This window comes from Streptomyces sp. NPDC127100 (assembly GCF_042724095.1).
In the GTDB taxonomy this organism is placed as follows: Bacteria; Actinomycetota; Actinomycetes; order Streptomycetales; family Streptomycetaceae; genus Streptomyces.
Genome location: NZ_JBHXFL010000015.1, coordinates 1 through 12,707 on the forward strand (window position 1 = coordinate 1; position 12,707 = coordinate 12,707).

10 protein-coding genes are annotated in these 12,707 nt (G+C 72.5%); 1 reads left to right on the forward strand and 9 read right to left on the reverse strand.

The features are described 5' to 3' along the window. From ACFWJB_RS16580 to ACFWJB_RS16595, 4 genes are all read right to left on the reverse strand, one after another. The coding region (locus tag ACFWJB_RS16580) for a flavodoxin-dependent (E)-4-hydroxy-3-methylbut-2-enyl-diphosphate synthase (RefSeq protein ID WP_386922941.1) at window positions 1-203 on the reverse strand (203 nt) is incomplete at its 3' end. A gap of 204 nt (window positions 204-407) precedes the next feature. Beyond that, window positions 408-1,700: a M50 family metallopeptidase gene (locus tag ACFWJB_RS16585; RefSeq protein ID WP_385458650.1), complete on the reverse strand. Its 1,293-nt coding sequence runs from the start codon at window positions 1,698-1,700 to the stop codon at window positions 408-410. Between the two features lie 8 nt (window positions 1,701-1,708). Next, complete coding sequence (gene dxr, locus ACFWJB_RS16590; RefSeq protein ID WP_385458529.1) at window positions 1,709-2,965, reverse strand: 1-deoxy-D-xylulose-5-phosphate reductoisomerase; 1,257 nt, start codon at window positions 2,963-2,965, stop codon at window positions 1,709-1,711. Window positions 2,966-3,114: 149 nt separating this feature from the next. Continuing rightward, window positions 3,115-5,061: an acyl-CoA dehydrogenase family protein gene (locus tag ACFWJB_RS16595; RefSeq protein ID WP_386922943.1), complete on the reverse strand. Its 1,947-nt coding sequence runs from the start codon at window positions 5,059-5,061 to the stop codon at window positions 3,115-3,117. A 334-nt stretch (window positions 5,062-5,395) separates the two neighbouring features. Between ACFWJB_RS16595 and ACFWJB_RS16600 the strand changes: the two genes are divergently transcribed. Then, window positions 5,396-6,409: a LacI family DNA-binding transcriptional regulator gene (locus tag ACFWJB_RS16600; protein WP_386922945.1), complete on the forward strand. Its 1,014-nt coding sequence runs from the start codon at window positions 5,396-5,398 to the stop codon at window positions 6,407-6,409. Window positions 6,410-6,502: 93 nt separating this feature from the next. Here the strand turns inward: ACFWJB_RS16600 and ACFWJB_RS16605 are convergent, their stop codons facing one another. The 5 genes from ACFWJB_RS16605 to ACFWJB_RS16625 all read right to left on the reverse strand — a co-directional run bounded on the left by ACFWJB_RS16605 (window position 6,503) and on the right by ACFWJB_RS16625 (window position 12,692). After that, the gene (locus ACFWJB_RS16605; RefSeq protein ID WP_386922947.1) at window positions 6,503-7,210 is read right to left on the reverse strand and encodes a hypothetical protein; all 708 of its coding nucleotides are present in this window, start codon (window positions 7,208-7,210) and stop codon (window positions 6,503-6,505) included. Continuing rightward, on the reverse strand, window positions 7,186-9,525 hold the full coding sequence (locus ACFWJB_RS16610; RefSeq protein WP_386922949.1) for a glycoside hydrolase N-terminal domain-containing protein: 2,340 nt from the start codon (window positions 9,523-9,525) through the stop codon (window positions 7,186-7,188). Before ACFWJB_RS16610 ends, ACFWJB_RS16605 begins: the two co-directional genes overlap by 25 nt. Then, window positions 9,522-11,501: a beta-galactosidase gene (locus ACFWJB_RS16615; RefSeq protein WP_386922951.1), complete on the reverse strand. Its 1,980-nt coding sequence runs from the start codon at window positions 11,499-11,501 to the stop codon at window positions 9,522-9,524. The genes ACFWJB_RS16610 and ACFWJB_RS16615 overlap by 4 nt, the downstream gene beginning before the upstream one ends. Next, window positions 11,498-11,641, reverse strand: a complete 144-nt coding sequence (locus ACFWJB_RS16620) for a hypothetical protein (RefSeq protein ID WP_385458542.1) — start codon at window positions 11,639-11,641, stop codon at window positions 11,498-11,500. The genes ACFWJB_RS16615 and ACFWJB_RS16620 overlap by 4 nt, the downstream gene beginning before the upstream one ends. Window positions 11,642-11,765: 124 nt before the next feature. Then, window positions 11,766-12,692 (reverse strand): carbohydrate ABC transporter permease, encoded by a 927-nt coding sequence (locus ACFWJB_RS16625; protein ID WP_385458544.1) that lies wholly within the window; start codon window positions 12,690-12,692, stop codon window positions 11,766-11,768. Window positions 12,693-12,707 lie beyond the last annotated feature (15 nt).

Below are 12,707 nucleotides of genomic sequence, written 5' to 3' on the forward strand. Positions count from 1 at the left end.
ACGATCTGGCAGCCGGAGGCCGTCAGCTCGGCGATCTGCTGGAGGGTCGCGCCGATGTCGGACGTACGGGTCGTCGTCATCGACTGCACCGACACGGGGGCGTCACCGCCGACCGCCACGGGGCCGACCTGGATCTGCCGGCTCTTGCGGCGCACGGCGAGCGTGGTCGGAACGGACGGCATGCCGAGAGAAATCGCAGTCATCTGCTGTGCAACCCCAAGTCTTGGATCAAGATCCGGCCCCGGTCAGCGGCGGGCTCCGGCCCTCGAGATTACGGCACGGACCTGAACCCCCGGCACACAGCGTACGGCGAAACCACCCGATGGCATCCATCCGCGCGTGACGTGCGGGGAGCCCGGCCCGGGGTCGTGTTCCCCGGACCGGGCTCCCCGGCGGCCGTGCCGGCTTCAGCTGATCCGTACCGGATTGACGACGTCCGCGACCAGGACGAGCAGGGTGAAGCAGACGAACACGCCCGCCACCACGTACGCCACCGGCATCAGCTTCGCCACGTCGAAGGGGCCCGGGTCGGGCCGGCGCAGCACCTTGGCGAAGCTCCGGCGCAGCGACTCCCACAGCGCGCCCGCGATGTGGCCGCCGTCGAGCGGCAGCAGCGGGAGCATGTTGAAGAGGAACAGGGAGAGGTTGAAGCCGGCGACCAGCATGACGAACATGGCGAGCTGCTGGGTGGGCGGTATGTCCAGCGTGGCGATCTCGCCGCCCACCCGGGCGGCGCCGACGACGCCCATCGGGCTGTCGGCCTCGCGCGGCCCGTCGCCGAAGGCGGCGTCCCACAGGGCGGGGATCTTGCCGGGCAGGGCGGCGAGGGAGTCGACGGCGTCGCCGATGCGGTCGCCCATCCAGGTCACGGACTGGCCGAAGTCCTGTTTCACCACGCCGGTGGCCGCGCTGAAGCCGAGGAAGCCCGCGGTGACGTACTCGCCCTGGACGATCTGCCCGTGGGAGTCCTTCTTGGCGACCTGGTTGGTGGCGATCGCGGCGTGGAGCGTGACCTCCCGGCCGTCCCGCTCGACGACGATCGGCACGGTCTCGCCGGGGGTGGCGCGGATCAGGTCGGACAGCCGGTCCCAGTCGTCGGTGCGGACACCGTCGAAGGAGACGATCTTGTCGCCCGGCTTCAGGCCGGCCGCCGCGGCCGGGGACGGCTTGTCGGTGCCGGCGCACTTGTCGCGGTTCTCGCTCTGCGAGATGACGCACTGGGAGACGGAGCCGACGGTGGTGGTCTGCTGCGAGATGCCGAAGCCCATGAGGACCGTGAGGAACAGCACCACCGCGAGGACGAGGTTCATGAACGGGCCGGCGAACATGACGATGACCCGTTTCCACGGCTTGCGCGTGTAGAACAGGCGCTTGTCGTCACCGGGCTGGAGCTCCTCGAAGGCCGCCGACCGGGCGTCCTCGATCATGCCGCGCCAGGGCGAGGTGGAGCGGGCCTCCAGGCGGCCGTCGGGGCCGGGCGGGAACATGCCGATCATGCGGATGTAGCCGCCGAACGGGATGGCCTTGACCCCGTACTCGGTGTCGCCCCTCTTCTTCGAGAAGAGCGTCGGTCCGAAGCCCACCATGTACTGCGGCACGCGGATGCCGAACATCTTGGCCGTGGACAGGTGGCCCAGCTCGTGCCAGGCGATGGAGAACAGCAGGCCGACCGCGAAGAGGACTATGCCGAGGATGAACATCAGGGTCGTCATGCACGGGCCTCCGCCGTCTGTGCCGCCAGTTCCCGGGCCCGGGCGCGCGCCCAGGCCTCCGCTTCGAGGACGTCCGACACGGTGAGCGAGGTTCCCGTACGGGGGGTGCCGTGCTCCTCGACCACCCGCGTGACGGTCTCCATGATCCCGAGATACGGCAGCGCGCCGGAGCGGAACGCCTCGACGCACTCCTCGTTGGCGGCATTGAACACCGCGGGGGCCGTGCCCGCGAGTTCCCCGACGTGCCGGGCCAGGTTCACCGAGGGGAAGGCCTCGTTGTCGAGCGGGAAGAACTCCCAGGACGAGGCCTTGCTCCAGTCGAAGGCGGGGGCGGCGTCGGGGACGCGTTCGGGCCAGCCGAGTCCGATGGCGATGGGCCCGCGCATGTCGGGGGGCGTCGCCTGGGCCAGGGTCGACCCGTCGGTGAACTCGACCATCGAGTGGACGTAGGACTGCGGGTGGACGACGACCTCGATGCGGTCGAAGGGGATGTCGTAGAGCAGGTGCGCCTCGATGACCTCGAGGCCCTTGTTGACGAGGGTCGCGGAGTTGATGGTGATCACCGGGCCCATGGCCCAGGTGGGGTGGGCGAGGGCGTCCTCGACGGTGACGCTCGCGAGCTGCTCCTTCGTCCGGCCGCGGAAGGGTCCGCCGGACGCGGTGACGACCAGTTTGCGCACGTCGGCGCGGGTGCCGGCGGCGAGTGCCTGGAACAGGGCGGCGTGCTCGGAGTCGACCGGGATGATCTGCCCGGGCTTGGCGAGGGCCTTGACCAGCGGCCCGCCGACGATGAGCGACTCCTTGTTGGCGAGCGCGAGGGTGCGCCCCGCCTCCAGGGCGGCCAGGGTCGGCGCGAGTCCGATGGAGCCGGTGATGCCGTTGAGGACGGTGTGGCAGTCGGAGGCGGCGAGCCGCGTCGCCGCCTCAGGTCCCGCGAGGATCTCGGGAAGGGGCTCACCGGTGCCGTACTGGGCACCGAGGGCCTCCCGCAGGGCCGGTACGGCGTCCTCGCGGGCCACGGCGACGGTCCGTGCCTTCAGCCGGTACGCCTGCTCGGCGAGGAGGGCGACCCGGCCGCCGTTGGCGGACAGGCCGGTGACCCGGAAGCGGTCCGGGTTGCGCAGCACGAGGTCGATGGCCTGGGTCCCGATCGACCCGGTGGACCCGAGGATCACCACGTCCTTCGGGCCGTCGCCCGCCACCGGGTCGTAGACGAGGTGCGGGTCGGCGAGGGGTGCTGGACTGTCGCTCATTCCCCCATTGTGGCCGCAACCGCCCTCCGGGAGGACAGCGCGTCCCCCGGGCGGGTGTCGCGCGGCCCGGCGCTGCCCGGTCGCGGCCGGGCCCGTCGTCGCCGGGCCCCGTCGTCGCCGGGCGGGCGGCGACGACGAGGGGCCGGGTGTCAGGGGATGGGGCGGTGGACGTTCTGCCTGGTGCTCGGCCCGGGCGTCGCGTCCGCGATCCAGGGGCCCTGGCCCGACGGGTCGACGACGCCCTGCTCCAGCCACTCGTAGGCGCCGCCGAGCACGCCCTTGACGACTTTGCGGTCGAGCTCGTCCGTGTTGGTCCACAGCCGGCCGAAGAGCTCCTCGACGCGGATGCGGGACTGGCGGCAGAAGGCGTCGGCCAGCTGGTAGGCCTCGCGGCCGTGGTCGCCCCGCCCGCGCAGGTGCTCGGCGCGGACGCAGGCGGCGCTGATGGCGAACAGCTCGGCGCCGATGTCGACGACGCGGCCCAGGAAGCCCTGCTTGGTCTCCATCCGGCCCTGCCAGCGGGACATGGCGTAGAAGGTGGAGCGGGCGAGCTTGCGGGCGGTGCGTTCGACGTACCGCAGGTGCCCCGAGAGGTCCACGTGGCCCGAGGGGTGGAAGTCGGCGTAGGAGCGCGGGAGCTGGCCCGGGCCGGCGACCAGCTTCGGCAGCCACTTGGCGTAGAAGACGCCCGCCTGCGCGCCCGCCCTCGCCTTGTCGGACAGGGACTTGTCCGGGTCGATCAGGTCCCCGGCGACCGAGAGGTGGGCGTCGACGGCCTCGCGGGCGATCAGCAGGTGCATGATCTCCGTGGAGCCCTCGAAGATGCGGTTGATCCGCAGGTCGCGCAGGAGCTGCTCGGCGGGGACCGCGCGCTCGCCGCGGGCTTCGAGGGAGGCGGCCGTCTCGAAGCCCCGGCCGCCGCGGATCTGGACCAGCTCGTCGGCCATGAGGCAGGCCATCTCGGAGCCGTAGAGCTTGGCGAGGGCGGCCTCGATGCGGATGTCGTTGCGGTCCTCGTCGGCCATCTGGGAGGCGAGGTCCACCACGGCCTCGAGGGCGAAGGTGGTCGCCGCGATGAACGAGATCTTCGAACCGACCGCCTCGTGCAGCGCGACCGGCCGGCCCCACTGCTCGCGCGCCGCCGACCACTCCCGGGCGACCTTCAGGCACCACTTGCCGGCCCCGACGCACATGGCGGGGAGCGAGAGGCGGCCGGTGTTCAGGGTGGTCAGGGCGATCTTGAGGCCGGCGCCCTCGGGACCGATGCGGTTGGCGGCGGGTACGCGGACCCGGTGGAAGCGGGTGACGCCGTTCTCCAGGCCGCGCAGGCCCATGAAGGCGTTGCGGTTCTCCACGGTGATGCCCTCGGAGGCGGCCTCCACGACGAAGGCCGTGATGCCGCCCCTGCCCTCCTCGCTCTTCGGCACGCGGGCCATGACGACGAGCAGGTCGGCGACGACGCCGTTGGTCGTCCACAGCTTCACGCCGTCGAGCACGTAGTCGTCCCCGTCCCGCACGGCGGTCGTGGCGAGGCGGGCGGGGTCGGAGCCGACGTCCGGTTCGGTGAGCAGGAACGCCGAGATGTCGGTGCGGGCGCAGCGGGGCAGGAACGTGTCCTTCTGCTCCTGGGTGCCGAACATCTTCAGCGGCTGCGGCACACCGATCGACTGGTGGGCGGAGAGCAGCGCGCCGATCGCCGGATTCGCGGATCCGACCAGGGAGAGGGCCTTGTTGTAGTAGACCTGGGTGAGGCCGAGCCCGCCGTACTTGGTGTCGATCTTCATGCCGAAGGCGCCCAGCTCCTTCAGCCCCGTGATCACCTCGTCGGGGATCCGGGCGTCGCGTTCGACGACGGCGCCGTCGATCTTCGTCTCGCAGAAGTCGCGGAGCTTGGCGAGGAACTCCTCGCCGCGCTGGACGGCCTCGTCGGCGGGGACCGGGTGGGGGTGGATGAGGTCGAGGCGGAAGCGGCCGAGGAACAGCTCCTTGGCGAAGCTGGGCTTGCGCCAGTCCTGTTCCCGGGCAGCCTCCGCCACCTGACGGGCCTCACGTTCGGTGACGGTGGGTCGGGAGGAAGGGGTGGATGGAGCGGACATGAGGCTCACCTCGCCGCGGATCGGCATCGAAGGGAGGTACGGCCACGAAGTCCCTCATGAGCGAACTCGCGGGCGTACGTTACTAGTCGGTGCTACCCGATCGTGTGTACCCGCTCCGGGGCCGGCCCACCACCCTTCGTGCGGCCGTTCGGCCGATGGCCGCCGGCACGAGAGGATGGACGAGCGAGCGGGGAGATACCGGTGAAGAAAGCTGTCGAAGCGCTTCGACAACCTATGGACACCCACCATCGCTGAAGCTACTGTCGAACCACCCTCACCCGCCCGTGCACGCCCCGCGCGCTGTCGAAGCGCTTCACAAAGCTTGGAGAGCTGGATGGTCACCCTCGCCGAGGTCGCCCAGCACGCCGGAGTCTCGGCCAGCACGGTGAGCTATGTCCTCAGCGGCAAGCGGTCCATCTCCACCACCACCCGCCAACGGGTCGAGGAGAGCATCCGGAAGCTCGGCTACCACCCGAACGCCGGCGCCCGCGCCCTGGCCAGCAGCAGGTCGAACATCATCGCGCTGATGATCCCGCTGCGCACCGACATGTACGTGCCGGTGATGATGGAGATCGCCATCGCGGTCGCCACCTCCGCACGCGCCCACGGCTACGACGTGCTGCTACTCACGGGCGAGGAGGGGCCCGACGCGGTGCGCCGCGTCACCGGCAGCGGCCTCGCCGACGCGATGATCCTGATGGACGTCGAGCTCGACGACGCCCGGCTGCCGCTGCTGCGCGGCACCGACCAGCCCTCCGTACTGGTCGGCCTGCCCGCCGACACCACCGGCCTGACCTGCGTCGACCTGGACTTCCGGGCGACCGGTGCGCTGTGTGTGGAGCATCTGGCGTCGCTGGGACACCGCGACATCGCTGTCATCGGAGAGGCGCCCGCCGTCTACGAACGGCACACGGGCTTCGCCGAACGCACCCTCGACGGCCTGCGCACCCGCGCGCGGGAGCTGGGGCTGCGGCTGCTGCACCGCCCCTGCGAGGGCGGCTACGACGCGATGTCCGCGACCCTGGCCCGCGTCTTCGACGAACGTCCGGACACCACCGGGTTCGTCGTCCAGAACGAGTCCGCGATCGAACCGCTGCTCGCGCTGCTGCGCCAGCAGGGCCGGGCCGTGCCCGAGGACGTGTCGGTGGTCGCGGTCTGCCCCGAGCAGGTCGCCACGCAGGCCTCGGTGCGGCTGACCTCGGTCGCCCTGCCCGCCCAGGAGATGGGCCGGCGTGCCGTGGAACAGCTCGTCGCCAAGCTCGAGGGGCACGGCAGCGAGGAGGTCGTGCTGCTCGAGCCGGAGCTGACGGTGCGGGCGAGCTCGGGGGCCGCGCCGGTCCGGCCGTAGTCGGCACCGGCCCCGCGCGGGCCGTCCCGCCTCACCACTTGGCCGAGGGGCCGGTCCCGGTGGGACCGGCCCCTCGGCCGTGGTGCGCTCCGGTCAGCCGCCGCTGACCGTCAGGCTGTTGGTCCGGAAGTCCAGGCCGCCGGACGACGAGGTGATCTCGTAGCCGAACTGCACGTCGCCGATGGTCTCGTTGCCCATCCAGCGCTTGGTGTCCTTGATCCACTTCAGGATCGGCAGGATGTCGACCGTGCCGGAGCTGGAGTCCGAGGTGCGCAGGAACGAGAAGACCTCGTTGGCGCCGTTGTTCCCCTTGTAGACGTTCCAGGAGTGGCCGCCGAGGGTGACCGAGCCCTGTGAGGTGCCGAGGGGGCCGACGGCGCCGTTGTAATTGACCCAGAGCATGATCTCGTAGTCGTAGTCCGTGTCCCAGATGTCGTACGACGTGTTGTACGCGCCGGACGCCGGGACCGTGACGTTGTAGCTGCTGCTGAGCGAGCCCAGCGAAGTGATCGGCTTGTTGATCACCTTCTTGGCGTTCGGGTACGACTTGATGCCGCCGGTGTTCGGGTGGTCGGCCCAGACGCCCCAGTTGGTGCCGGAGTTGGCCCAGACGCACTGGCTGCCGGCACCGGAGCCCCAGATGTTGTTGTAGAGGGTGTAGCCGTTGAGGCTCGTGTTGCCCCACTGGTCGCAGGAGTTCCAGACGGCGGCCTGGGCGGGGGCGGAGGCCAGTCCGACGGTGGCGCCGAGCGCGAGGGCCGGGGCCAGGAGGGCGGTCAGGGTGCGCTTGCGTGGTGCCATGGCGTTTCCTTCCACGGGTGGGGGGAGGTGCGCTGTCGCTGCCGCGCCTTGACGCTGATGACGCGGTCCTCGCCGGCGACGAGGTCGAGCGGTTCGGCGCCGGAGGGGGTCCTGAGGTCGATGCGGTGGGTGCGGTCCGGGCGCAGGACGGCCGTCGCATCGCCGTCGGCCGTCCAGGTGAGGTCGAGTCCGGCCCCGAACCGGGTGCGTACGCCCTTGAGTTCGCCCGCGGGGCAGGTCGCCGGGAGGGCGGGGAGCAGCACCAGCCGGCCGGGCGTGGACTGGACGAGCATCTCGAGGAGCACGGCCGGGAGGGTGTGCGCGGCGTCGGCGTTGTAGACGTCGCGGTGGGGGTAGTGCGCGCTCATCAGGGACGCGTGGAAGTAGTCGCCGTCGAGCACCCGGCCGAGTGCGTGGGCGACCCGGTCGCCGTCCCGGAGGCGGGCGGCGACCAGGGCGTGGTGGAGGTGGCCGTGGGCCGAGTCGTTCTCGGCGCCCCGCAGTTCGAGGGCGCGGTGGGCGGCCTCGGCGAGGCCGGGGGTGTCGTAGGGGGTGATCTCGTCGAGCGGCCAGACACCGTAGAGGTGGCTGAGGTGGCGGTGGTCGTAGGTGTCCGTCAGGCCGGGCCGGGCCCACTCGGCGAGGGCGCCGTCGGCGTTGATCCGGTGCGGCGGGATCCGGCCGGCGAGGGCGCGCCAGCGGCCGGCGTGCTCGGGGTGGCGGTCGGCGGCGGTCAGCAGGGCGTGCCGGGCGGCGGAGAGGTCCATGGCCGCGTCGACCGTGCCCCAGCTCGCGTTCGCGGGCCGGTTCTCGGGCGAGTACGACGGGACGACCGCGACCTGGCCGTCCCCGTCGGTCCGGGTGAGGAAGTCCTCGTAGAACAGGGCGACTTCGGCGAGTGCGGCGGTGGTGCGGGGATCACGGGTGCCGTAGGTCTCGTCGTGGTCGACGAGGGGCTTGAGCAGCCAGTCGGCGCCGGCCGTCCACAGGTGGAGGGGGTACTCGCGGCTGAAGTGGTAGGTGTGGCCCGACTCGCCGTCGGTGTGCGAGGGGGCGACGACACCGCGGGTGCCGAAGATCGCGCGGGCGTTGTCGCGCCAGTGGGGCAGCTGGCGGTGGACCAGGGCCGCGTGGGCCTCGGTGACCTCGGGCAGGGCGGCCGCCGCCGCGGAGGACGTCTGGAGGTTGAGGTTGGCGTTGGTGGTGAACGCGCCGGACCAGGCGGTGTTCCAGTCGCCGGTCCACAGGCCGGTCAGACGGGGCGGGAGCAGGCCGCCGGACGACAGGAGGTGGTAGCGGCCGGCGGCGAACAGGCGCTCCAGCAGGGCCGCGCTGCGGGGCCGTGCCAGCAGGGCCGAGCCCGGCAGGGCGCGTTCGGCTGGGTCGGCGGCGAGGTCGAGGGTGACGCGGTCGTAGGCGGTGCGGTGCAGGGCGAGGTGGCGGCGCAGGAGGGTGTCGTACGGCGTGCCGTCCGGTCCGTCGTCCGCGTCCCCGGCCGGTGCGTCGTCCGGGGGCCTGCCCGGTCGTCCGTCGTGGCTGTTTCCGTCCGCCAGGCCGCGCAGGGCGCGTCCCTCGGCGGCCACGTCCAGTTCGCCGGTGTGCCGGCGCACCCGGGTGAGGAGCAGGACCTCCGTGGCGCCCTCGACGAGCACACCCGGCGGGACCAGCCTGGTGGCGCCGCCGGTGACGGCGACCAGGGTGACGCCGGTGTACGCCAGGTCGCTGCCGGGGTAGCGGGCGCGCAGGCTGAGCAGGGCGCCCCCGGGCGTGAGGACGGCGCGGTGGCCGACGCCCAGACCGGCGGGCGCTCCGGGGAGACGGGGGTCCAGGGAGATGTCGAGGGTGAGGTGCGGGGCGGCGACGCGCTGGACGATCACGTCGTCGGCGCGGGAGACGAAGACCCGGCTGCTCCAGGTGGAGCGGGCCGCGGTCGTCTCGCCGGTGGTGAAGTCGACGGAGCGCCGGTAGGGGTGGCCGGTGTCGCCGGAGGGGCCGGTCAGCCGGATCTGGAACGCCGGGTGGAAGGGCCGCACCCATCGCAGCGGGCGGCCGTCGGTGAACTCCTCGGCGGCGGCCGTCTCCCCGGCCAGCAGACGGTCCTGGAGCGCGGGGAGCGCGGCGGCCAGCCGGGGCGGCCTGCGGTGCGCGTCGTCGCCGTCCGGGCGGACGAGGGTGTGGTGGGTGACGACGACGCGGTCGGCCCCGGGGTCGCCGAACACCAGGGCGCCGTGGTGGCCGTTGCCGCTGAGGAAGCCGTCCTCCCAGCGGCGGGCGGGCTCGGGCTCCCAGGTGCCGTGCACGGGTCCGCCGGTCACGGGGCCGGCTCCGTCAGCACCGCCACGCCGTGGCGGCCGAGGGTGACGCGGCCGGTGACGGCCGCCTCGGTCAGCAGGTCGCGGTGGGTGCCCGGGACGTCGACGGTGACCTGTTCGCGGCCGTGGTTGAGGAGGAACAGCAGGTCGCCGCGGCGTACCGCCTCGACTCCGGCCGGCAGGCCGTCGAGCACCGGGCGGGCGCCCGCGTCGGCGGCGGCGCGGGCGAGCAGGGCGCGCAGCGCGCCCGGCTCCGGCAGGGTCGACACGTACCAGGCGCGGTCCTTGCGCAGGACGGCCGGGAGCCCCTCCAGCTCGCCGCCCCGGTACGGGAGCGTCTCGGTGGCGGTGCCGTCGGGCTCGATCTCCTCCGACCACAGCGTGCCCCGGAAGCCCGCGCAGGCGGCCGTCTCGTCCGTCTCCAGGGGCCACCACTCGTGCAGGGTGCGGATGCCGAACAGGTCGCGCAGCCGGGCGTCCATGCCGCCGTCCCTGACCCGGTCGTCCTGGTCGGCGACGCCGGTGAGGAAGCCGCAGACGAGGGTGCCGCCGCGGCGGACGTGGGCGAGGAGGTTGTCGATCGCGGCGTCCGTGAGCGCGTAGAGCTGCGGCACGACGACCATCCGGTACGGGGTCAGGTCGTGCTCGGGGTGGGCGAAGTCGGTGGTGAGGCCGCCCTCCCACAGCGCCCGGTGCCAGGCGTGCAGGACGTCCGGGTAGTCGAAGCGGGTCGAGGGGCGGCCGTCCTGGGCGCCGGCCCACCAGGAGTGCCAGTCGTGCAGGACGGCGACGTCGGCCGTGATCCGGGTGCCCGCCACGTGCGGGCCGAGCCTGGCGAGGTCGGCGCCGAGCTGCCTGATCTCCTGGTACGCACGGCCCTGCTCCCCCGCGTGGCCGACCATGCCGGAGTGGAACTTCTCCGCGCCCTGCCGCGACTGACGCCACTGGAAGTAGCAGACGGCGTCCGCGCCGCGGGCCACGGCCTGGAGCGTCCACAGGCGGTTCATGCCGCGCGGCTTGGGCCGGTTAGCGCCGCGCCAGTTCACCGGTCCGGCCGCCTGCTCCATGAGCATCCACGGGCCGCGCGCCTGCGAGCGGGCCATGTCCTGGACCAGGGCGCCGTGCTGCGCGCCCAGGGGGTCGCGCGGGTCGGGGTAGAGGTCGACGGAGACGACGTCCTCCTCCTCGGCCCAGCGCCAGGCGTCCTGGCCGGACCACAGCGGCATGAAGTTGGTGGTGACCGGGATGTGCGGGGTGTGGCGGCGGACGATGTCGCGTTCGGCGGTGAAGCACTCCAGGAGCATGTCGGAGGTGAAGCGGCGGAAGTCGAGGACCTGGGTCGGGTTCTTCAGGTAGTGGGTCCGGCGGGCGGGGAGGATCTCCTCCCAGTCGGCGTAGCCCTGGCTCCAGAAGGCGGTGCCCCAGGCGGTGTTCAGGCCGTCGAGGGTGCCGTACCGGTCGCGGAGCCAGCGGCGGAAGCGGACGGCGGCCTCGTCGCCGTGGTCGAAGGTGCAGTACTCGTTGTTGATGTGCCACATCGTGAGGGCGGGGTGGCCGGCGTAGCGGGCGGCCAGGGCCTCGGTGATGGCCGCGGCGTGCCGGCGGTAGGTGCCGCTGGAGTGCGAGAAGTGCTGGCGGCCGCCCCACCACTCGGTGCGGCCGTCCTCGTCACGGGGCAGGGTGTCCGGGTGCAGGCGGCCGAGCCAGGGCGGGGGCGAGGACGTGGGGGTGGCGAGGACGACGCCGATGCCGTGCGCGTGCATGAGGTCCATCAGGCGGTCCAGCCAGGCGAAGTCGTGCGCGCCGGGCCGGGGTTCGAGCCTCGACCAGGAGAAGACGCCGAGGGTGACGGAGTTGACGCCGGCGGCCTTCATCAGGCGGACGTCCTCGGGCCAGGTCTCCTCGGGCCACTGCTCGGGGTTGTAGTCGCCTCCGAAGAGGATGCGGCCGCGGGTGGTGTCCGCGAGGCAGGGCGTCATCGGGGCTCCCCGTACCGGACCGGCTCGGACGGGTGCTCCGCGGCCGTCGCGTGCCCGGCGAGCGACGGGACGGAGGCGGCCGCGACGGCGGCCGTGCTCCCGGCGGGAACGGCACGCCGGCTCAGGGGGAACGCGCGCATGGCACTCCTCGTGGTGCGGGGGGGGCGGGGACTGGGGATGCTTCGGGGGCGCGGGGGACCGCGCGGCCGGCCGCGACGGCGCCGCGGCGGGGACGTCGCGCGGGCCGCCCCGCCGCTCGGGGCGTCAGCCCTTCACGGCGCCGGTCAGCATCCCCTTCTTGAAGTGACGCTGGACGAACGGGGACAGGACGGCGACGGGCAGCAGGGCCATGACCATGACCGCCATCTGCACGGCCAGACCGGAGAGCTCACCGGTCTTGATCGCCTGGCCGAGGCCGACCGGCGCCTCCTGCTTCTGCACGAGCTGGATCATGACGTTCTGCAGCGGCAGCATGTCCTGGTCGTTGAGGTACAGGGAGGCGTTGAACCAGGCGCTCCAGTAGCCGACGGCGTAGAACAGGGTGATCACCGCGACGACCGCCCGGGACAGCGGCAGGACGATCTGCCACAGGATGCGCAGGTCTCCGGCGCCGTCGATGCGGGCGCTGTCGGTCAGCTCCTGCGAGATGCCCATGAAGAAGCCGCGCAGCACCAGGATGTTGAACACGCTGATCGCGCTGGGCAGGATCAGCGCGAGGTAGGTGTCCGTCAGGCCGAGGGACTGCACCAGCAGGTAGGTGGGGATCAGGCCGGCGCTGAAGAACATCGTGGCCAGCAGCACCATGAGGATCCAGCGGTGGCCCAGCGAGCCGCTGCGGGAGAGTCCGTAGGCGCACAGCACCGACACCGCCATCGAGAACAGGGTGCCGACCAGGGTGATGCCGATGCTGACGAGCGCGGCGCGGGTGACCTGGCCGCCGCTGAGCAGTTCCTGGTAGGCGACGAAGGTGATGTCCTTGGGGATCATCACCAGCCCGCCGGCCTCGTCGATGGCCTTGCGCGAGGAGAGGCTGGTGACGACGACGATCCACAGCGGGAACAGGATTCCCAGGCAGGCCAGGAGCAGCACCAGTCCCTTGCCGGCGAGCCCGGCCGGGCTGGGCTTCTCCTCCCACACCGGCCTGGGCGGGGCCGCCCAGCGGCCGGGCCCGCGCGCGGGCTTGTCGGTCACGGCGGTCGCTTCGTG

Coding starts and splice junctions, on each gene's coding strand:
- ACFWJB_RS16595 (WP_386922943.1), bottom strand. CDS start 5,061: ATGTCCGCTCCATCCACCCCTTCCTCCCGACCCACCGTCACCGAACGT.
- ACFWJB_RS16605 (WP_386922947.1), bottom strand. CDS start 7,210: ATGGCACCACGCAAGCGCACCCTGACCGCCCTCCTGGCCCCGGCCCTC.
- ACFWJB_RS16620 (WP_385458542.1), bottom strand. CDS start 11,641: ATGCGCGCGTTCCCCCTGAGCCGGCGTGCCGTTCCCGCCGGGAGCACG.
- ACFWJB_RS16615 (WP_386922951.1), bottom strand. CDS start 11,501: ATGACGCCCTGCCTCGCGGACACCACCCGCGGCCGCATCCTCTTCGGA.
- ACFWJB_RS16585 (WP_385458650.1), bottom strand. CDS start 1,700: ATGTTCATCCTCGGCATAGTCCTCTTCGCGGTCGGCCTGCTGTTCTCC.
- dxr (WP_385458529.1), bottom strand. CDS start 2,965: ATGAGCGACAGTCCAGCACCCCTCGCCGACCCGCACCTCGTCTACGAC.
- ACFWJB_RS16600 (WP_386922945.1), top strand. CDS start 5,396: ATGGTCACCCTCGCCGAGGTCGCCCAGCACGCCGGAGTCTCGGCCAGC.